The organism is Kouleothrix sp. 19917, from assembly GCF_057073505.1.
Genome location: NZ_CP097099.1, coordinates 8,406,436 through 8,427,445, shown reverse-complemented (window position 1 = coordinate 8,427,445; position 21,010 = coordinate 8,406,436). Strand labels below are relative to the sequence as shown.

16 protein-coding genes are annotated in these 21,010 nt (G+C 65.1%); 6 read left to right on the top strand and 10 right to left on the bottom strand.

What is annotated here, in order from left to right:
• The first annotated feature begins 179 nt into the window (after nucleotides 1-179).
• Genes M1P90_RS33985 through M1P90_RS33975 form a run of 3 tightly spaced genes read left to right on the top strand, consistent with a single transcriptional unit; the run spans nucleotide 180 to nucleotide 3,947 of the window.
• Nucleotides 180-617, top strand: a complete 438-nt coding sequence (locus M1P90_RS33985) for an anti-sigma regulatory factor (protein ID WP_483700323.1) — start codon at nucleotides 180-182, stop codon at nucleotides 615-617.
• Nucleotides 610-1,197 (top strand): PP2C family serine/threonine-protein phosphatase, encoded by a 588-nt coding sequence (locus M1P90_RS33980; protein WP_483700322.1) that lies wholly within the window; start codon nucleotides 610-612, stop codon nucleotides 1,195-1,197. The genes M1P90_RS33985 and M1P90_RS33980 overlap by 8 nt, the downstream gene beginning before the upstream one ends.
• Nucleotides 1,194-3,947, top strand: coding sequence for an ATP-binding protein (locus M1P90_RS33975; protein ID WP_483700321.1), 2,754 nt, complete (start codon nucleotides 1,194-1,196; stop codon nucleotides 3,945-3,947). The genes M1P90_RS33980 and M1P90_RS33975 overlap by 4 nt, the downstream gene beginning before the upstream one ends.
• 124 nt (nucleotides 3,948-4,071) lie before the next feature.
• Here the strand turns inward: M1P90_RS33975 and M1P90_RS33970 are convergent, their stop codons facing one another.
• From M1P90_RS33970 to M1P90_RS33935, 8 genes are all read right to left on the bottom strand, one after another.
• Nucleotides 4,072-4,482, bottom strand: coding sequence for a FixH family protein (locus tag M1P90_RS33970; RefSeq protein ID WP_483700320.1), 411 nt, complete (start codon nucleotides 4,480-4,482; stop codon nucleotides 4,072-4,074).
• 123 nt (nucleotides 4,483-4,605) lie between these two features.
• Nucleotides 4,606-5,610, bottom strand: coding sequence for a lysylphosphatidylglycerol synthase transmembrane domain-containing protein (locus M1P90_RS33965; protein ID WP_483700319.1), 1,005 nt, complete (start codon nucleotides 5,608-5,610; stop codon nucleotides 4,606-4,608).
• Nucleotides 5,610-6,539, bottom strand: a complete 930-nt coding sequence (locus M1P90_RS33960) for a glycosyltransferase family 2 protein (protein ID WP_483700317.1) — start codon at nucleotides 6,537-6,539, stop codon at nucleotides 5,610-5,612. The genes M1P90_RS33965 and M1P90_RS33960 overlap by 1 nt, the downstream gene beginning before the upstream one ends.
• A 228-nt stretch (nucleotides 6,540-6,767) precedes the next feature.
• Nucleotides 6,768-7,388 (bottom strand): bifunctional phosphoserine phosphatase/homoserine phosphotransferase ThrH, encoded by a 621-nt coding sequence (thrH, locus tag M1P90_RS33955; protein WP_483700316.1) that lies wholly within the window; start codon nucleotides 7,386-7,388, stop codon nucleotides 6,768-6,770.
• Nucleotides 7,389-7,429: 41 nt separating this feature from the next.
• Nucleotides 7,430-9,622 (bottom strand): glycosyltransferase family 39 protein, encoded by a 2,193-nt coding sequence (locus tag M1P90_RS33950; RefSeq protein WP_483700315.1) that lies wholly within the window; start codon nucleotides 9,620-9,622, stop codon nucleotides 7,430-7,432.
• Nucleotides 9,619-12,093, bottom strand: coding sequence for a glycosyltransferase family 39 protein (locus M1P90_RS33945; RefSeq protein ID WP_483700314.1), 2,475 nt, complete (start codon nucleotides 12,091-12,093; stop codon nucleotides 9,619-9,621). The genes M1P90_RS33950 and M1P90_RS33945 overlap by 4 nt, the downstream gene beginning before the upstream one ends.
• Nucleotides 12,094-12,504: 411 nt before the next feature.
• A complete protein-coding gene (locus M1P90_RS33940; RefSeq protein ID WP_483700313.1) occupies nucleotides 12,505-12,996 on the bottom strand; it encodes a hypothetical protein in 492 nt (163 codons plus the stop codon).
• A gap of 203 nt (nucleotides 12,997-13,199) precedes the next feature.
• Nucleotides 13,200-14,309: an ArsA family ATPase gene (locus M1P90_RS33935; protein WP_483700312.1), complete on the bottom strand. Its 1,110-nt coding sequence runs from the start codon at nucleotides 14,307-14,309 to the stop codon at nucleotides 13,200-13,202.
• 358 nt (nucleotides 14,310-14,667) lie between these two features.
• On the opposite strand from M1P90_RS33935, the gene M1P90_RS33930 reads away from it, so the two are divergent.
• Nucleotides 14,668-17,037, top strand: coding sequence for a protein kinase domain-containing protein (locus tag M1P90_RS33930; RefSeq protein ID WP_483700311.1), 2,370 nt, complete (start codon nucleotides 14,668-14,670; stop codon nucleotides 17,035-17,037).
• A gap of 78 nt (nucleotides 17,038-17,115) precedes the next feature.
• Here the strand turns inward: M1P90_RS33930 and M1P90_RS33925 are convergent, their stop codons facing one another.
• Complete coding sequence (locus M1P90_RS33925; protein WP_483700310.1) at nucleotides 17,116-18,573, bottom strand: aspartate ammonia-lyase; 1,458 nt, start codon at nucleotides 18,571-18,573, stop codon at nucleotides 17,116-17,118.
• A 220-nt stretch (nucleotides 18,574-18,793) separates the two neighbouring features.
• On the opposite strand from M1P90_RS33925, the gene M1P90_RS33920 reads away from it, so the two are divergent.
• A complete protein-coding gene (locus tag M1P90_RS33920; protein ID WP_483700308.1) occupies nucleotides 18,794-19,408 on the top strand; it encodes a sigma-70 family RNA polymerase sigma factor in 615 nt (204 codons plus the stop codon).
• Between the two features lie 174 nt (nucleotides 19,409-19,582).
• Nucleotides 19,583-20,113 carry a hypothetical protein gene (locus tag M1P90_RS33915; protein WP_483700307.1) on the top strand — a complete coding sequence of 177 codons (531 nt, stop codon included), beginning with the start codon at nucleotides 19,583-19,585 and terminating at the stop codon, nucleotides 20,111-20,113.
• 132 nt (nucleotides 20,114-20,245) lie between these two features.
• Here M1P90_RS33915 and M1P90_RS33910 read toward each other — a convergent pair whose 3' ends face one another.
• Nucleotides 20,246-21,010: a 3-hydroxyacyl-CoA dehydrogenase gene (locus M1P90_RS33910; protein ID WP_483700306.1), complete on the bottom strand. Its 765-nt coding sequence runs from the start codon at nucleotides 21,008-21,010 to the stop codon at nucleotides 20,246-20,248.

Here is a 21,010-nt window from a genome sequence, read left to right as displayed (position 1 = left end):
TACGACACACACTCGCGGCATCCGATTCGGCCTGAATCGTTCCGTACCCGGATTGTTGCTGTTTTGATCAGGCGCGTACATCGCTTGCCACAGTACACTAAGGCCGCACACAACAGCTATGACCGTTAGCGAACTGTAATACCACAGTCTAGGCATAGCCGGCCTTCGGGGGTACATTCATGCATACAGTCACCTGTGCCATTCGCCGTGAGGTGGATGTGTACCTCGCCATCGGGCGCGGGCGCGATATAGCAACAGCGATTGGGTTTGGCGACATCGACCGAACCCGCATTGAAATCATTATTCTCGAATTGACACGCAATCTGCTGGCGCACGCCGGCAGCGGTGAGCTTCAACTGGCGTCGATCAGCGATAACACGCGCCAGGGCATGGCCATCACTGCCAGCGATAGCGGCCCGGGCATCCCCGACATCGACTTAGCAATGCGCGACGGCTACAGCACCGCGCAAACGCTTGGCGCCGGGCTGCCGGGCGTGCGCCGCCTGGCCGATGAGTTTGCAATTTCTTCAGAAGTTGGCGTCGGCACCACCATCCGCGCGGTGAAATGGCTCAGCCAGCGGCAGCGCGGCCAGAACGGGGCAACGCACAATGAGTAGCTCATGGGGCGCTGTGTGCCGCGCAAAGCAAGGGCAAACCGTTTCTGGCGATATGTATTTTGTGCAGGAGTACGCCGAGGGCAAGCTCATCGCTTCAGTGATCGACGGGCTGGGCGGCGGGGTCGAGGCGGCTCGCGCCGCCCAGCTGGCGCTCAATACGCTCCAGAAGCACCCCGACATGCCATTGCAAGAGCTCATGCGCCAGGCGCACACGGCCCTGCACAACTCGCGCGGCGCGGTGATCGGCGTGGTGCGGCTCGACATCGCGCAGGCGCAGGCCAGCTACATTGGCGTCGGCAATATCGGCGTTCAGGTGTACAGCCGCCAGCCAATCAAGCCAATTTCGAAAAACGGTATTCTCGGTTTTCGCTTGCCCACCTTGCTGGAACTGCACTACACCTACGATCCCGGCGACCTTTTTGTGTTATACAGCGACGGTATTTCGCAGCATTTCGCCCAGGACACCAGCATCAGCATCCGGCAGCCACCCCAAACAATGGCCGACAAAATTCTGGCCGGGTATGGCAAAACGAGTGATGATGCCACGGTCCTCGTGATAAAAACATCAGAGCACGCATGACCACCCTCTTCCAACAATGGCTGATGGAACAGCGCAGCGAGCTGCTGGCGCGCTGGCATGCGCTTGCCGCCGCGCCTGTGCTGGCGACTTCGCCGGGCGAAGCGCCCCCGGAAGCCGCGCCCGGCGTGCCTGCCAACACCGATGAGCAGAACCTCCTGCTCGATTTACTCTACGAAGCGATGATCAGCGCGGCCGGGCAAGACATGGAGCCGCTGCACGAATGCCTGCGCCATGTGCGTATGCTGCGCACGCAAGCCAACGAGGCCGAGCTGCCCTTCTACATTGGCCTGGTGCTGCAATTGCGTCGCGCCGCCTGGGATCGCCTGAACGAGCCCGACCAGCGCCCCAGCAAAGCAGCGGGCTTTTCGCGCTGGGCCACGCTCGTCGAACAGCTCGATCAGCTTGTCGAGCAGGCAACGGTTGAACTGTCGGCGCACTGGTCGCGCGCGGCCGAACGCGTGCAGCACGAGCTGACCGAAACCAAGCTGCTGGTCGAAAGCCTGTACCACGACGCCGAAGCCACCGACCGCACCACACTGCAGGTTTCCAACCTCAACACGATTGCGCAGGGCCTGGCCGGAACCATGGATCGGACGCAGCAGCTTGCGATTGTTGGCGAACAGCTGCACCTGACGCTGGAAGTCGCCTGCATCTCGATCTGGCTCTACGATGCCCCAGCCAGCGCGCTCACACTCGCGCACCACTGGCACGCCGAAACCTTTGCATGCAACGATGTGCCCGCGCACCCCCAGATCGGCCTCGATGCGGCGGATGATATGCTGGTGCAAACATTCGGCAGCCGGCAGGTGCTGTTCGACGAAGCGCCGAGTGGCGCGGGGCAGGGCTTCTGGTATCAGCCGGGCTTCGCAATCTTCGCCGCGCCGATGCTTGCGCAAGGGCAGGCCATTGGCGTGATCGCGCTGCAAGACCCCGACCCGAACACGCTCAGCGACCGCTCGCAGCAGGATTTCGTCATGTCGGTGGCCAGCCAGTCGGCCATTGCGCTTGAAAACACGCGCCTGTATAACGAGGTACTGAGCTTCAACTCGGTGCTTGAGCAGCGCATTGCCGAGCGCACCAAGCAGCTGCAGATGGAGCGCGACACGCTGGAAACTGTCAACCAGATTGCGATTGAGACCAGCAGCACGCTCGAGCACGCCTCGCTGATCGAGGCCTCGCTGAACGCGCTGGCCAAGCTGGTGAATGTGCAATATGGCTCGATTATGCTGGTCGATCCCGAGCTCGATCAGCTGATTGACGGGGCGGTGCTGGGGCGCAGCAATGATCGCGGCTTTACGCGCTTCCCGATTGGCGAGGGCATTGCCGGCTGGGTGGCGCAAAACAAGCGCCCGGCCGTCATTGCCGATGTGACCCAAGACCCGCGCTGGATGACGCTGCCGGAAATGCCGGGCAGCACGCGCAAATCGAGCGGATCGCTGATTGCGGTGCCGCTGATTGCGCACCACCAGGTGCTGGGCGTGCTGCAGCTTTCGCACGAAGATGTGGGCTACTTCAACGATGACCACCTGCGCCTGCTGAGCGCCTCGGCCGGCCAGATCGCGATTGGCATCAACAACGCGCAGCTATACACCGAGCTGGAAAAAGAGCTGATGCACCGCAGCGAGATGTTCCAGCGCCAGGAAGCCGAGGCCAGCCAGAGCCAGGCCATCCTGCAAAGCCTCTCGGATGGCGTGATTGTGTGCGGCGAAGACGGCTCGGTGCTGACGGCGAACATGGCCTGCGAGCGCATTCTGGAGCGCTCAATCGAGGAACTGGTGATCTGGAATCTGCCCGAGTTGCTGCGCCGCCTGCTGGGCCGCCGCGCCGACGAGGTGCCAGTTGAGGAGCTACTGGCCAATCCGATCGACTCGCAGCGCCTGCCGCGCGCCTTTGCAACCGTATTCCAGATGGGCACGCGCACGATTAGCGTGACGCTTGGGCCAGTGCTGAACAGCAAGGAGTCGCTGCTTGGCGTGGTGGCGCTGTTCCGCGATACCACCCGCGAAGTCGAATCCGACCGGCTGAAAACCGAGTTTATTGGCACCGTCTCGCACGAGCTGCGCACGCCAATGACCTCGATCAAGGGCTTCACGCAGCTGCTCTCGATGGGCAGCCTTGGCCCAGTGAATGATACGCAAAAAGAATTTTTGCAGATCATTCAATCCAACGCCGAGCGCATGATCTCGATCATCAACGACCTGCTCGACATCACCAAGATCGAAACCGGCAGTGTCGAGGTCGACCTGCGCCCGCTGCACCTGGCCGAGGCGATCAGCACGGTGATGCTCGATTTGCAGTCCGCCATTCAAGCCCGCGACCTTGAGCTGTCGATCAGCATCCCGCCTGGCCTGCCGCTGGTGCGGGCCGATGGCCGGCGGCTCAACCAGATTCTGGGGAATGTGCTTTCGAATGCGGTGAAGTACACGCCGCGCGGCGGCCAGATCGTGCTCGACGCGCGCGAGGTGGGCATTGACGCGATACCCGCATACTTGCACGATGGGCTGAAACCCAAGGGGCGCTATGCGCTGGTGGAAGTGCGCGACACGGGCGTGGGCATCGCGCCCGAAGAGCTGGAGCGCATCTTCGAGCGTTTCTACCGCACCGAAAACCCGCTCAAGGTTGAGGCTGGCGGCACGGGCCTGGGGCTTTCGCTGGTGCGGCCGCTGATCAAGCTGTTTGGCGGGCGCATCTGGGTGGAAAGCAAGCTAGGCGAGGGCAGCACGTTTAGCCTGGTGGTGCCGGCGGCGTAAAGCAGGGCTCAGAAGTCAGAAGTCAGGGGTCAGGATTTTCCTGGCTTGCTGAAGCCGACGCGGAGTATCAAAGCGAAAAGCGCATTGGGGTGGTTAAAACCGCCTCGATGCGCTTTTCTGTTGGCTATTTCGCGGGGCTGACGACCTGCTCGAAGCTGGCGACATGATCCTGCCCGGCAACGGTTGCGTGTATCTTCAAAATCCACTTGCCGTCCATGGTGAACACGCCTTTGATGCGGTATTTCCCGCTGCCAAGCGACTCGCCGAGCGGCTGGGTTGAGCCCATGGGCATGCCCGGCATGTCTTGCTCAAGAAAGACTGTCGCGCCGTCGAGGGGTTTGCCGGCCGCGTCGCTGAGCGTGAGGGTAAGCTCGTAGTCTTGCAGCGGCGTGATGCTGCTGGGGCGCTCAAGCGCGAAGGTCAGGCCATCCACAACCTGTGTGTCGGTGGTTGTGCTGGAAGAACTGCCCGCGCAGGCGGCCAGCGCCAGAGTGGCAAACAGGCAGCCAAGCAGCACGATTTTCAATCGGATCATCACGCTTTTTCTCACACAATCAATCGGCCAATAGCGACGAACAGCAGATCAGTTGAGCCACAGAGCGCACAGAGGGCACTAAGTTTGGTTTTCTTGCTCGGTGATCTCGGTGTTTTCTGTGGCTCAATTGTTTGGCCCTTGGCCATAGCTCGCAGCCGGGTCGGCTGGCTCGGCGGCGGCGGCGTTGGGCGGCGTGCCAAGCGGGTAGCGCAGCGACACCAGAAAACCCAGGATGATATGCTCGATGTTGAGCAGCAGGAATAGCGCAGACAGGATTAGCGCCAGCTCGGACGGGTAGCCGTAGCGCGCCAGCACCGCGATCAGGATTGCGTCGCGCACGCCAATGCCCGAGAAGCTGATCGGCAGCGCCTGCAAAATGGCGATTAGCGCGGTGGACGAGACGATCGTCAGCACGGACACGCGCTCCAGCGGCAGCGCCTGAAACAGCAAGTAGATGCGCAGCATGGTCGAGGTGGCCGAGAGCACCGAGGCCAGCATGAGCTTGGCAGCCGGCGCGGGGCGCAGGCTCAGCTCGGAAAACTGGCCGCGCCAGCGTTCGAGCGCGGGGCGCAGGCGTGCCGGGGCGATACGCGCAAGGATGCCAAACAGCCACTCGCGCGGGCCGCGCGCCATCAGCGCGGGCGTGGCAAGAAAGACGATCACGGCAAACGCGACCGTGGCGATCTGCGCCGACTGGGGCAGGATGTCGAGAAAGGCGACCAGCGAGAGCAGCGCCAGCAGCGCCATAATCACAAAATCGAACAGCCGGTCGAGCACGATGCTGAATAGCGCGGGAGCAAGGGCCTGGCCGCGCTCGCGCAGATACCACGCCTTGATGAAATCGCCGGACTGGCCGGGCGTGGTGCCGCCGAGGTACAGGCCGATCATATACAGCGCCATGGACGTGCGCAGCGTGGGCGGCTGCATGCCAAGCTCGGTCATGAGCGCATTCCAGCGCCAGGCCTTGATCGCCACAAAGGGCAGGAACAGCGCCAGCGAGAGCAGCAGCGGCGCGATGCGGATCTGGCTCAGGCCGGCGAGGAGCTGGCTGAAATCGCTGCGCCACAGGAAGATGATCAGCAGCGCCGGGCCGATCAGGCGAATGGCCCAGCGGGCGTATTTGTTCATTATTCGGGTCCCTTGAAGCGCAGGCTGGCGATCTGCTCGGCGATCAGGCCGAACAGGAAGATGATGATGCCGCCAAGAAAAAAGATGCCGGTGGAAGGCGGAATGTGCAGCCAGCGGTCGCCGTTGGCGATTGACCAGAAGTAGGCCGCGAGTGCCAGGAATTCGAGCGCCAGAAAGATCGGGAAGAACACCCGCAGCGGGTTGAACAGCGTGACGATGCGCAGGATGATCAGGCCAAAGCGCACGCCGTTGCGCAGGAGCTTCTGGGTGCTGTGGCCGGCCTGGCGCTTGCGCATTTCAATCGGCTCGAAGCGGATGTGGTAGCCGGCCTTGGCAAATGCCATGGCGCTGGTGGTGGACCATGAAAAGCGATTGGGCAGCAGGTGGAGGAATTCCATCATCACCGGGCGGCGAAACGCGCGAAAGCCCGAGGTCAGGTCGCGCATTTCCAGGCCGACGAGATAGGTGCCGAAGCGGTTGAGCGCGGTGTTGCCCAGCCAGCGCAGCGTGTTCTGCTGGCCGCTGCGGTCGCGCTCGCCCACCACCATATCGTAGGGCCCGATGTACTGGAGCAGGCGCGGCAGGTCGGCTGGGTCCATCTGCCCGTCGGCGTCGATGATCACCACCACGTCGCCGGTGGCGGCGCGCACGCCGGTTTTCACGCCCGCGCCGTTGCCAATGTTGTAGGGCCGGCGGATCACGCGCGCGCCGGCAGCCTCGGCGGCGGCGGCGGTGTTGTCGCGCGAGGCGTCGTCGACGACGATGATCTCGGCATCGGGCACGTATTCGCGCACGCCGCCGAGCACCTGGGCGATGGTTGCGCCCTCGTTCATGGCCGGCACCACGATGCTAATGCTGAACGGCCACGGTGGCGCGGCGGGGCGCGGGGCCGGCTCGGCGCGCGGGCGCTCGACGTCGATCAGGGTCATAGGTTCACTCCGTTGGGTTGCAAACTATGGGTTGACCGTAACCACGAAGACACGAAGATACGCTTGTAGTGCGTAGTGCGTAGTGCGTAGTGCGTAGTGCGTAGTGCGTAGTGCGTAGTGCGTAGTGCGTAGGTGATATCTGCCTTCGTATTGTGATTGAACATGCAACACTGCCACCTGCCCACTGCCACCTGCCCACTGCCACCTGCCCACTGCCACCTGCCCGCCCTACGCCTCGCTGGCAAGCGCGCTGATTGCGGCCTGGAGCGCGGCGTATTCGGTATGCACCGGGAATTGCGGGAACTCGGCAATGACATTGGCCGGCGGGCGGAACAGAATGCCGTGATCGGCCACGCCGAGCATGGTCGTGTCGTTGTACGAGTCGCCCATTGCGATGACGCGGAAGTTGATCTGTTTGAGCGCGGCGACGGCGTGACGCTTGCCGTCGGGCTGGCGCAGCTCGTAGCCGGCGATGCTGCCGCCCGCGTCGATCTGGAGCGCGTTGCAGAACAGCGTGGGCTGGCCGAGCTTGCGCATCAGCGGCGCGGCAAACTCGTAGAAGGTGTCGGACAGGATGATGACCTGCATGCGGCTGCGCGCCCAGTCGAGGAATTCCTGCGCGCCGGGCAGCGGGTCGATTGTGTCGATCACGGCCTGGATGTCGGCCAGGCGCAGCTTATGCTCGCGCAGAATCGCGATGCGCCCGTGCATGAGTTCGTCGTAGTCGGGGATGTCGCGGGTGGTCAGGCGCAGGCGCTCGATGCCGGTGCGCTCGGCGACGGCGATCCAGATTTCGGGCACCAGCACGCCTTCAAGGTCGGTGGCGAGCAGCGTAGGAAGCGATGGCATTATGTTCTATCTCCACGTTGTTGTTTCAGTAAACAGGCGCCCTATTGTACCCGAAGCTGGCTGATCATCAAGCTCAGCGCGCGGGCGTCGTCGCTGCCGGGCGTGTCGCGCGCGGGCACAAAGGTTGGCGCGCTGAGCCGCAGGCTGAGCGTTTGTGTGCCAGCCAGCTCGGGCGGCAGCGCAAAGCGGTAGACGCGCCACTCGCCGCTGGCGACCTGTACCTGGCCAAGCCAGTGATCGCCCGCCCACAGGTCGAGCGGCACCGGGCCGGGCCGACCGCTGGTGAGCCGCAATAGCACCTCGCTGCCGGGCGCGAGTGGATGGGATAAAGGAAGCTGGACGCGCCCCGAACCACTCAGCCAGCGAAACGTGCCAGCCGGCCCGTCTTCCCCGCCGCTGAAACCGTCGATATAGCCCAGGTCGAGGCCCTGGCTGAACTGCAAGAAATTTGTAGCGGGCGGGCGCAGCCAGTCCAGTGCCCAGCGCTGAATGTTTTCGCCGGCACGGTTTTCGGCGCTGGCGAGCGGTGCACGCGCGGCCTCCAGGTCGCCGGCGTCGCGGGCGAGCGCGCCGCGCACAAGATCGCTGCGGCGCGAGGCACCGGGCGTAAGCTCGGCGCGCGCGTCGGCGCTGCGGCCCTCGGCGGCAAGCGCAAGCGCAAGGCTAGTGTGCGCGTCGATGAAATCGGGCTGGGCGGCGAGCGCGGCGCGATACGATTGCTCGGCGGCAGGGTAATTGCCGGCCATGTAGGCGCGGTCGCCCGCAATCATGGCACGCTCACGCGCCGCGCCGCGCGCAATGATCTGCGGGTAATCGCGGTAGCTCAGCAAGAGCACCAGGAATGCAAGCATGAGCAGGGCTTGCACCGGGTTTGGCATTCTTTTTTTCCAACCCTCGCGGCCCAACGTTCGCACGCGCCCCGGCAGCCAGTCGGCCAGCACCCACGCGCCATACAGCCCAATGAACCACCAGATCGGCAGCAGGTAGCGCGGCTCGACGTGAAAGAGCAGTACGGTGAAAAAGGAGTAGCCAAGCCAGGCGAGAATAAACAGGCGATTGTGCCAGCCTTCGCGGGGCGGGCGCGCCAGCCCGGCAAAGCCAGCCAGCGTAAACACGAACCAGAGCAGGTCGCCGGGCAGGCCCAGCGCGGCGGTTTCGCGCAGCGGGCGCGTGAAGAAGCCGCGCTTGACGAAATAATCTTCGATGAACTGCGCCTTCCAGATGTAGCGGAAGGTGCCCCACATCGGCGCGAACGGGCGCATGGGGTCGGCAGCCAGGATTTCGCGGGCCTGGGCCATGGCGTAGGGCGCGCGATCGGCTTGCGGTAGGGCGCGCAGGGCGTTGATATGCGCTTCGCGCTGGCTGTCGGCGTCGAGGTCGAGCCAGAGGTTGACCTGGCCGAGCGTATCGACCGGGATGACGTGGCCGTAGAGCACGTAGTTGCGCGCCGTCCAGGGCAGCACAATCGCCAGCGTGCAGGCGACGAAAACGAGAGCCTGACGAACGACCAAGGACGAAGGACGAATGATCGCGCCGAGGCGAGCGAAGAATGCTTTTGGCATAGCATCGCCGCTTGTCCAGGCGCGAACAAACAGCCACAGCAGCACAAAGGCCACCGAGTAAAGCGCGGGCGAGCGGGTGAGCGAGGCAGCGCCGAGCGCCACACCCGAGAGCGCGAGGTCACGCCGGCGATTGTTGGCGTCGAAGCGCAGCAAGAGCCAGAAATGCAGCGCAAACAGCGTCAGGTAGAGCAGCTCGCTGAACAGGACGCTGGGCTGCTCGACAAAGGAGTACCACAGCGCCAGAAAGGCGGCGAAGCACAGGCCAGCGCGACGGCTGCTGAACAAGCGCTGCGCACACGCAAAGGCCAGCACAATCGACAGCGCGCTCACCCCAACCTGCGCGAACTGGACCAACTGCACGCCAAGCGTGGGCGAGCCAAACAGCAGCGCGATGCGCAGCCAGAAGGCGAAAAAGAAGACATGCAGCGGCGGGCGGATCAGCCAGCTATCGTCGATGTACTGGCCGGTGGCGGCAAAGCGCAGCGCGCGGCGGAAATAATCGCCGTCGTCGGCGGTGGAAAAGCGCGGGTCGAGCGGGCTGACGCCAATGAACCACAGGCGCAGCGCCACGCCAGCAAGTACCAGCAGCACGAGCGGCCAGTCGATCCGCGCCAGAGCGGCGCGCCAGGCGGCCGGCACCCGCTGCGCGGCGGCAAGGGAAACGTGTGTCATAGATGGTACAGTTGATAGATGCCAGCCGTATCGAGCGGCGGGCCAAGCGCGGGCGCGGGGCCAAGCGCAGACGACCAGATCAGGAAGGATGCGCCGCTGGCGCGCAATGCGTCGGGCGTGTCGGCGGCGGGGGCAGGCAGCACAAGGTGCGCGATAGCCGAGTATTTGCCCACCGGCGCGCGCGGGTCGGCCCGCACAATGATGCGCTCGCCGGGCTGTACCCGCGCCTGCACGCTGCGAATGATTGCCAGCTCGTCGGCGGGCTGGCCGGGCGAAGACGCGCTGGGCTGGGCGCGCAGGACATACTGCGTGCCGGTGGCAAAACCGCCCCACAGAAATGCCAGCAGAAGGAGCGCGGCCAGCAGCGGCGCGCGCCCCGGCAGCCGCAAAACGAGCCAGGCGGCGGCAGCGGCATAGATCGGCGCGAGCGGCAGGACAAAGCGCCCCTGCAAGGGCAGGCCCACGCTGATCGCGGCGACGTAGAGCGCGACCCAGAGCAGCAGGAAGATGAACGGCGGGGAGACGGAGGGAGCGAGACAAGGTGAAGGGGTGAAAGGGTGAAGGGGTGAAGATGATATGTTGTTCGTGTCTCGTGTCTCACCTTCTCCCACTGTCGTTCCTTCGCCCCATCGCGCCGACGCGAACAGCAGCGCCAGCCAGGCCAGCAAGCCGCCAAGCGCCAGCCAGTTTGCCGGAAAGGCCAGCAAGCGCAGCTGCAAAGCCTGCCCGAACTCGCGGGTATCTTCGCCGCCCGTGCCAATGAAGCCGCGAACGTTGTTCCACCAGTTCAGCAGAAAGCGCCCCGGATCGAGCGCGATCACTTCGGTGATGCCAATGTCGTTGCGCACGCCCGCCCAGCGATCCCAGTCGCCGCCGCCAAACATGCCCTGCCAGACGTTCTTGGCCTGCTGGCTGTACAGCGGCTGGCCGGTGTCGCGCAGGTTCACAAGCACCTGTGGCAGAATGGCGATCAGAAAGGCCAGCGTGAAGGCGATCAGGTGGATGCGCAAGGCAGGGCGGGCTTCGGCGTGGATGCGCGCGCCGGCCCAGAGCGCCAGCCAGCCGAAGGGCAGCAGCAAGAAGCCCGGGTGGCGCACCAGAAAGGCCGCGCCGCCCACCACGCCAGCCAGCGCCAGCAGCCAGATGCGTGGCGCGCGCGCAGGCAGCAGCAGGGCCAGCGCCAGCACGCACAGCGCCGCAAATGGTGTGTCGGTGCCGAGGTAGAGGCCATATTCCACCACCAGCGGGCTGAGCGCCAGCAGCACCAAAGCCAGCAGCGCGCCATTGCGGCCAAGCAGGCGGCGCGCAAGCAGCCAGCCGCCCAGCAGCAGCAGCGCGCCACTGAGCGTGGCGACCACGCGCGCCGCCAGAAAGGCGTTGTCGCTGGCGAATGGGCGGGCGAGCCAGAGCATGAGCGGGTAGCCTAGATTATAGAAGCCGTCGGCGCGAAACACGCCATCGCGGGCGGGGTCGGCGGTGCCGGCCGGGAACTGGCCGGCAAGGTGCGCCGAGCGCAGCGCAAACACGCGAAAGTCGTTCTCGGCACCCGGCACCGAGAGCGTAAGGTGCTGGCGACCGGCCAAGAGCAGCGCCGCCGCCCACGCGCCAATACCGCCCAGCGCCAGCGCGTCGGGCAGGGCCGGCAGGCGGCGCGCCAATGCGGGCGCGTAGCGAAACGCCAGCAGCGCGGCCAGCAGCACGTCGAGCGTGGGCAGGAGCGAGCGCAGCGGGTAGGGATAGATCGGCTGGGCGCGACCGAGCAGCAGAAAGGCCAGCGCCACGAGCAGGGTCGCGCCAGCCCAAATGCGCCACCCAGGCGCGAACATCGTGCGGCGCGGCGCAGCCTCGGCCGGGGCGCGGGTGAAGAGCAATGCAAGCATGCCAGCCGCAAGCGCGCCATAGACGATCTGCGGCGGGTAGGGCGTGATCGGCAGCGGGCCAGCGGCAAACTCGGCGCGGTCGAGCAGCACGCCCGGTGCGGCGGCGCGCAGCTGGATCACCACATCGTTGGGCTTCAGCAGGCCGCTCGTGATTGCGAAACGATGTTCTTCCCACTGCGGCCCGGCCTGAAAGCGCCCCAGCTCCTGCGCGCCATTCAGCAGCACCACCACGTCGCGTGGCGTGGCGTCGGGCGAGCGCGTGCGGAGCGTGAGTGCGGCGGGCAGGCCGGCCTGCGGCAGCAGCAGCGCGCCATCTACGCCCCACAGCCGGGCGCTGCCATCCGAGCCGGCCAGCTCGGCAGTGTTGCGCAGCGGCTCGCCAAAGCCCTGAACATAGGCTGCGTCGTAGCCGCCAATATCGATTGCGTGCGCGACGGGAAACTGGTAGGCCAGCGCGATCAGCAGCGCGCCCGCGAGCATTGCGCCGGCCAGGCGAGCCAGCGTGCCGGCCCAACCCGCCCCCAGCGGCAGCGCGCCAGGACCGCGTGGGTTGGCCGCCTGCGCCGCGTAGGTTGTCGAATCGCGCCTCATGCCGCCCCTTTGCCTGATGAAGCCGCGAGTGTACCATACATCGTGGCAACGGGCAACGCTCGCCAAGAACCGCGAACCAAGAACCGAGAACCGACGGCCCACCGTCTACATCGCGTCCTGAGTAGCGGCGTAGCCGCGTATCGAAGGGCGACGAACGACGGCCGACGGACGAGCAAACTGTAGGGTCGAAGCTCGTCTTCGCCCGAAAGTGAGTATATTTAACCGCAGAGGACGCAAAGAGCGCGAAGGTTTTGAATGTCGCATGTCGGCAGGCTGGCAAGTTGGCAGGGTGTTGGCCCAATCCCAAAACCCCAGACCCTCATGCGGTTGCAGGTTGGCAGGTTGCAAGTTCGCAAGTTGGCTGTTTTCAAGATATTAGCCCAATCCCAAAACCCCAGACCCTCATGCGCCTCAGTCTTCGTTGTCCTTACAGACGTACCAGTTGCCTTCAATTGGCCGGCATACCCACTGATACTGATCGGGCTGGAATTTATAGAAATCGGTGCGCCCATCGGTCAGGGCGGTTGGCGGCGCGGGCGCATAGACCAGCGATTTCACCGACAAGCCCGGCAGCAGCACCGGCGGCGGGTAGTAGAGCGTCAGGCTGCCTGCGCCATCGCCGCCCACCCAGCTTGCCCCGGCGCGGCGCACCAGATCGCGATACTGGTCGAGCCGCTCGGGTGGAAGCGATGGGATTTTCTCATCACCAGATCGGACATCGCCGCTCGCATTTACTATGAGCGGCTGCTTGTCCTGCTCGAACAGGGCGGCCAGCTGCTGAACGGCCGAGTTGGAATGAAAGCGACGGATCAGCGTATCATCGGATGGCGGGATGCCCAGGTAGATACACAACGCGAGGACCAGAATGATTGCCGCGCCCTGAATGCTGCGACGATTGAACATTCGCGTGCTCCCTTTCTCTTCACTTCTTGTGGTCGCCGGTATAGGAGCAACAATACTATGTTGGGCGCATCAGGTAAATGATAGTGTCGTCGCGAAGCAATGAGAATGCTATCAGGTGGGGCAAAAGCGAGGATTCAGCAGTCAGGTTTCAGAAGTCAGCATTTTCACTTCGTGCCTTCGTGGTTACGGTTGCTTTCGAGGCTTTAGCGCCGGCGCACCACCAGATATTCGCCCTCGCGGGTGGCGCGAATGTTGGCCACGCCGCGCAGCGCCTCAGGCAGCAGCAGATGGCGGCGGTACGCGCCCACGCGCACAATCAGCTCGTCGCCGCTGAGCGTGAGCTGCAATGCGCCTTTGGGCAGGCCCGGCAGCGCGATTGCCAGCGCGGGCGCGCCCTGCCAGCTGGTAGCGATTGGCGGCGCGGCTGGGGCAGCTGTGCCAATCTGCGCGCCGATTTCGCCTAGCTCGTTCACACCTCCGCCGTGCAAGCCGAACTGGCGCAGCGCAATGGCCGGCCATGCGGCGGCGGCCTCTTCCAGCACGCGCATTTGCTGCGCGGAAACAGCCGCAAGCGCGGGGTGGCTGGTGTCGTTGGGCAGGAGCGGGCCGGCCAGCAGTGCCGCCACCGGCAGGCCGTGGAGCTGGAGTGCGGCCACGGCAATGCGCGCTTCCTCGAGCGCGGCCGGGTCGGGGCGCAGCACAAAGCGCACGGCGGTGCCAGGGGCCAATATTTCTTCGCGCAGCTGCTCGGCGCGCACGCGCGCGTTCTGCACGCCCGCGTAGGCGTCGGTGGGAATAAACGAGGTCGGCAGCAGCGCCCGATTGATCGACGCCGCGCTGCGCCCCGGCCCGCGATCCAATCCGAACAGAAGGCGCACCGCCCAGCGCAGCGCGTCGGGCGCGGCCAGCGCGCGCAGCAGCATGTCGTATGCGCCCACATCGAGCACAGCATGCGCATAGCGCGGCGCGAGGCGGCGCAGTTCGGCCAGCCCCAGCAGCAGCTCCGCGCCCGGCAGCAGCGGCAGCTCGTCGCCAGCGATCTGTGCCAGGGTGGATGGCATTTGCGCGCGCGCCCCTTCCCATGCGGCGGCCAGCGCGCCCGGCCCTTCGATCGCCAGCGCGTCGAGGTTGGGCGCAATCTCAGAAGGTTGCGCGCCGGGCAACTTGCCGAAGGCCGCATGGAGGCCCGCCGCCGAGTGCGTGCTAAGCAGAAGGGTGCGCTGGCCCGGCGCGGCAATGTGCAGCGCGGTCGCGGCGGCTGCCAGGCTCAGGCCCGGCCCGGCATTCCCAGCGATGATGGTGATTGATGTCATGCGTGGTGCCTATGAATTCCATTCGCGATTACGATCCACAGATTTCGCTTGATCCTCGGTCTGGGCGTATTGCATACGCCCCTGTGTCTGCGCGTATTGCATACGCCCTGCGTCTGCGCGTATTGCATACGCCCTGCGTCTGCGCGTATGCAATACGCCCTGCGTCTGGGCGTATTGCATACGCCCCTGTGTCTGGGCGTATTGCATACGCCCGCCTACGCCCGCCACTCGTATGCGCGGCACGGTCGGCAGATGGATCACTCGCCAACCGCCGTGGCTCAGTGCGGCGTGCGCGGCCTAATGGTATCATATGGGCAGGAAGTTTTCCGCAGAGCGAAACCTGTGCGCGAGGTGATGCATGGCAGACCTGACCGGGCGCTCACTTGGCCCCTACCGCGTCCTCGAACAGCTTGGCGTCGGCGGCATGGCAACCGTCTACAAAGCCTACCACGCCGTGATGGATCGCTATGTTGCAATTAAGGTGCTGCCCGACAACCTCGCGCGCGATCCGTCCTTCCGCACGCGCTTCGAGCGCGAGGCGCGCACGATTGCCCGGCTGGAACACCGCCACATTCTGCCCGTGTACGATGTTGCCGAAGACGACGGCATTCCCTACCTCGTCATGCGCTTCACCGACGGCGGCGACCTGAGCGGGCTGATTGCGGGCGGCACGCTGAGCATCCCGCGGGCGGCTGCGCTGGTGGCGCAGGTGGCCGATGCGCTCGACTACGCGCACCGCCAGGGTGTGATTCATCGCGATGTCAAGCCCGCCAATGTGCTGATTGGCCGCGACGGCGATGCGCTGCTCTCGGATTTCGGCATTGCCAAGATTTACAGCGAAGCCCAGCAGCTCACCAGCGACGGCATGATGGTTGGCACCCCTGCCTACATGGCCCCTGAGCAGCTGAAGGGCCAGGCCGTCGATGCGCGCACCGACATTTATTCGCTGGGCGTGGTGCTGTATCAGGCGCTCACCGGCGAATGCCCGTTTGTGGCCGAAACACCGCTGGCTGTGGCGATGATGCATGTGCACAATCCGCTGCGACCGCCGCGCCAGATCAACCCGGCCATTCCCGAAGCGCTGGAGCGCATCATCTTTCGGGCAATGGCGAAAAATGCCGACGATCGCTTTCAAACGGCTGGCGCGATGGCGCAGGCCCTGCGCGCAGCCGTGGCCAGCACGCCCGCCACGCAGTCGCTGGCACTGCCCGACGCGCCCGCGCCAGCGCCGAGCGCCAGCCTGGCCACACCGCCGCCTCTACCCTTGCCAGCGCAGGAAACCGCCGCGCAGTCCCCACTTCCGCCCGCACCATCAACCGCCGTTGCTGCACCTGCCGCGCCGCCGCGCCGCACAGGCACGCCCTGGTTCGCCATTGCCGGCGGTCTGCTGGCGCTGGTAGTGATTGGTGTAGCCGCCTTTGCCTTGCTGCGCGGCCCAAGCAGCGGCACCAGTACACAAGCCACCAGCGCCGCTGCTCAGCCGCTTCCCGCTTCTGCTGGCGCGCTTGACCCTGCGGTGGCCGACGTGATCGCCAAAGCTGCGCAGCAGCTCGACGCGGGCGACACCGGCGGGGCGATGGAAACGCTCAAGCCCGCGCTGGAAGCCCGCCCCGACGACCCCAACCTTCTGGCGCTGCGCGGAATCGCCAACCTGAGCAATTCTGGCCCCGACGCCGCCCACGCCGACATCGACCGCGCACTGAGCCTCGCGCCAAACAACGCGCTGGTGTATTTCGCGCGCGGCTATGTGAACCAGCGCACCGATCGCCCCGACGACGCGATTGCCGACTACAGCAAGGCGATCGAGCTCGACGCCACATTTGCGCGCGCCTACTACCAGCGCAGCATCCTGATGGGCTACCCGAAAAACGACCCAGCCAGCCTGCGGCGCGATCTCGACCGCACGATCGAGCTTGAGCCGGCCTATGTTCCTGCACGCATGGATCGCGCCTGGCTGCTGTACTACGCGTCGCAGGAAGCGCAGGCGCTGGCCGACCTTGAGCAGGTGTTCAGCACCGACGCCAGCAACAGCGCGGCCCACCGCCTGCGTGGCCTGATCTATGCGCGCCAGGGAAAAACAGATGATGCGCGCCGCGATTTCGCCGCCGCCGTGGCCGCCGCGCCCGACGATGGCGGCATCCGGCGCGACGAGTTCGACTTTCTGGTGCGCCAGCGCGATTTCGAGCCCGCGCTGGCCGACGCCGACAAGCTCGTCGCGCTTAACGAGACCGACCCGGAAAGCTATACGCTGCGCGGCTTTGTGCAGCACGCGCTCGGCCGCGACGAGCAGGCGCTGCAAGATTTTGAGAAGGCGCTGCTGATCGGTGGCAACGAAACATGGGCCGCGCGCTATGGCCGCGGGCTGGCCTTGCTGGGGCTCAAGCGCACGCAGGATGCCCTGAATGAGCTGCTGGCCGTTCAGGATCATCGCGATGACACCAGCCCGCTGAGCGATCTGTTTTTTGGCACCTCGGCCATGCCCGCACTCGACCTCGCGCGCGCCTACGAAGCGCTTGGCCAGAACAACGAGCGCATGGCAGCGCTGGACGCCGCACTCCAGCAAGATCAGAGCTTTGTGGCGTTCTTCGAGCGGGGGCGCGCGCGCGCCGCAGCCGGCGACCGCAACGGCGCGCGCGAAGATTTCCAGGAAGCACTGCGGCGCGCCGCCGATGCCAAAAACGACCAGCAGCGCGCCCAGGTTGAGGCCGAATTAGCGAAGATTCAGTAAATTTTGAGTGCTGAATGCTGAGTGTTGAGTTAGTCCCTGCATAAATTCAACACTCAACATTCAGCACTCAACATTCCCCTAGCCGCCGCCGGCCGGCCCACCCAGCCCACCCTCGGTCAGCTTGTGCATGTCGCCCAGCAGCCCATCGATCTCCTCGATCGTCACATCCGCGCCGGTGTCCTTGTTCTTCAGCTCGCCGCGCGCAATCTGCTCGGCCGCAACCTCGCGAATGGTCGTGCTGCGCTTCATTGCGTCTTTCACCAGTGCCGCCGCCGGCATGTAGCCAATCAGCGGGTTGAGCGCGGTGGCGACAATCGCGTTGCGCGCCAGCCAGCCGTTGGCCTTTTCGCGCTGCGCCGTCAGGCCCACCACACACTTCTCGGTGAAGGCGGTGATCGCGCCAATCAGCACGTGTTCCATCTCGAACAGATTATGTGCGATAATCGGCATCATCACGTTCAGCTCAAGCTGGCCGGCCTGCGCTGCCAGCGCCACGGTGTAGTCGCAGCCCTGCACGTGGAACGAGGCCATGTTCAGCATTTCGGCCAGCACCGGGTTGACCTTGCCGGGCATGATGCTGGAGCCGGGCTGCACTGCCGGCAGACGAATTTCGTCCAGGCCGGTGGACGGGCCCGACGAAAGCAGGCGGAAGTCGTTGGCGATGCGCGTGAGCGTGACGCAGAGCGTGCGCATGCTGCCCGAGAAGTCGGCCGCGTCGGCCTGGCCCTGCATGGCTTCGAACAGGTTGCCGGCGCTGCGCAGCGGCTGGCCGAGCAATTCGGACAAACGGGCGACCATGCGGGCGTGGTACTCGGGGTGGGCGTTCAGGCCGGTGCCGGTGGCGGTGCCGCCAATACCCAGGCGGCGCAGCCGGTCGGCGGCAGTGGCGACGCGCTCGCGGTCGTTGCGCACGGCCTGGGCGTAGCCGCCAAACTCCTGGCCGAGGCGCACTGGCACGGCATCCTGCAGGTGCGTGCGGCCCGATTTCACCACATCGTCGAACTCGGCGGCCTTGGCATCCAGCGCGTCGGCCAGCCCGTCGATCGCGCCAAGCAGCGCATCCAGCCGCCACAGCGCACCCAGCCGAATTGCGGCAGGAATGGTATCATTGGTGCTCTGGGCCATGTTGACATGGTCGTTCGGGCTCACCGGCTTCTTCGGGTCGTCGAGCGCATAGCCCAGGATCTGGTTGGCGCGGTTGGCGATCACCTCGTTCACGTTCATGTTGTGGCTGGTGCCCGCGCCGGCCTGAAAGGGATCGACCACGAACTGGCTGGCGTGCTTGCCATCGAGCACTTCCTGCGCGGCCTCAACAATCGCGCCGGCCAGCCGCTCGTCGAGCAGCCCCAGGTCGCGGTTGACCTCGGCCGCCGCGCGCTTGATCAGCGCCTGGGCCCACACAAAGGCCGGGTAGGGGCGCTGCCCGCTGATTGGGAAGTTCAGCACGGCCCGCTGCGTCTGCGCGCCATACAGCGCGTCGGCGGGCACCTGCATCTCGCCAAGCGAGTCTTTTTCAACTCGGTATGTTTGCGTCATCGCACTCTGCCTCCACTCGAAAGATACAAACAGAACGCGCCTATGGTAGCATGAAAACGCCACAGCGTGGTTGCAGCAGCGGTTGCGATTTGGCAACCCATAGTGGCATATGGCTTGCTATGCAGCTACAATGAAACTCCTGCGCTGCGGCGCTTCCCAATCGGCAAAACAAGGCTGCGCGTGCCGACGGGCGCCCACAAAAGAATGAAAGAAGCTCCGCATGGACTCTGGCCGCGATTTCCCCGATTCGTCCGCTTTCACCCGGCGCCGGCCCGCGCTCGCAACCATGGCGCTTTCACAGGATACATGGCCCGACACCGACCTGATCATCCAGATTGCGCAGCATAACGAGCGCGCGCTCGATCTGCTGTACACGCGCTACAGCAAGCTGGTGTACTCGCTGGCGCTGGGCATTGCGCACACGCCCGCCATGGCCGAAGATGTGGTGCAGGATGTCTTTCAGACGGTCTGGCAATCGGCGGGGGCGACGCCACCCGACACGCAGCTGGTGCGCTGGCTGGTGGGTATTACGCGCACCTGCGCGCTCGACGCAATTGGCGCGGCGGGCAGCCACACGGCGGCGCAGCAGCGCGCCAGCAGCGGCGAAGAGCCGTGCCTTGCGGATCGGCTGGCACAACTGCCCGAGGCCGAGGTGGTGCGCCCGGCGCTGGCGGCGCTGCCGCTGGCACAGCGACAGGTGCTCGAGCTGGCCTACTATGGCGGGATGTCGTGCGCGGCGATTGCCGAGGAAATTGGCGAGCCGGTGGGCAAAGTGAAGCTGCGCCTGCGCACTGGTCTGCTGATGCTGCGCGAGCAACTCGAACGGGGCGCGTAGCGCATCAGGAAGCCTCAAAACCGTCTTTATATTCTAACAAAAAGTTAGCAAAAACCCCTTCTTCTTTCTGTTCCAGCAAGGTATACTACACTCATCTCAACGATGGGCTCATGGAATGTTCAGGCGCCTCCCGTCGCGTGGCTCGCTCTGCGGCTCACAAACAGGAGGTTGCTGATGGCAGTTGTTTCACGGCCAATGAAATCACGCCGCACCGCGCCGCCCGGCGGGGTGTGGCCCGCGCTGTCGCCCTGGCTGGCGACGGCGCTTGCGTATATATTGATCCTGGCGCTTGGCGCGGTGCTGCTCACGGCAGCATGGGGCTGGGGCCAGCGGCGGCTCGACGATCTGCGCTACGGCTACCCACGCACCACCCAGATCGATGGGCTGGTTGGGCATAACGAAACCGGCGGCACGCCCACCCACCTGATTGCGATCAACCAGAACCGGCAGGTCAGCATTCTGGAACTGCCCGGCGGCGACGCCAGCAAGCTCCAGGTGCTGGCCGGCCCCTACCTGATTGGTGCAGATGGCGATGCGGTGGTGCCGTATCTTTCACTGCAAGATCTGACGGGCGATGGCAATGTCGATCTGCTCTTGCAGGTGCGCGGTGAAGTGGTGGTGTATGTGAACGACAATGGCGGATTTCGCTTACTCACGCCGGCAGAGCGGGCACAGCTCGTTGCGCCGGGGGCGCGTGGGCCTTGATGAGCCGCACAGTTGAGATCGCTGCTAGGCGGTAGCGGCGTTGGGATGCTCATCACGCAGCTTGCAACAGGCTGCTGTCACTACCAGGCGGCGAGAGCATATCTCGCCGCCTGGTTGCGTTTCGGGCCGTGGTTATTTTGGCGCCATGCGAATCGCGCCGTCGAGGCGAATGGTTTCGCCGTTCAGCATCACGTTTTCGGCAATATGCTGCACCAGCTGGGCATACTCGGCCGGGCGGCCCAGCCGCGAGGGAAACGGCACCTGCTGGCCCAGCGACTCGCGCGCCGCTTCGGGCAGCGCGCCCATCATTGGCGTTTCGAAAATGCCGGGCGCAATGCTGACCACCCGCACGCCAAAGCGCGCAAACTCGCGCGCAATCGGCAGTGTCATTGCCATCACGCCGCCTTTGGAAGCGGAATACGCGGCCTGGCCGATTTGCCCCTCGTAGGCCGCCACCGACGCCGTGGTGATGATCACGCCGCGCTCGCCTTCGTCGTTTGGCTGGTTGGCGGCCATGCGCTCACCCGCCAGGCGAATCGCGTTGAAGGTGCCGATCAGGTTGACCTGAACGATGCGCGCAAAGCGCTGGAGATCGAGCGGGCCCTGCTTGCCAAGCACGCGTTCGGCCAGCACAATGCCCGCGCAGCACACCAGCATGCGCAGCTCGCCATTCGCAGTGGCGGCATCTACCGCCGCCCGCATCGACGCCTCATCCGTAACATCGGTTCGGGCAAAAACGACCTTGCCCGCCAGCTCGCGCTCAAGCGCGTGGCCAGCTTCTTCGTTGACATCGGCAATCACCACGCGCGCGCCCAGGCCGGCCAGCCGGCGCGCTGTGGCGGCCCCCAGCCCGGATGCCCCGCCGGTCACCAGCGCTGTATGTCCCGCAATCTGCAT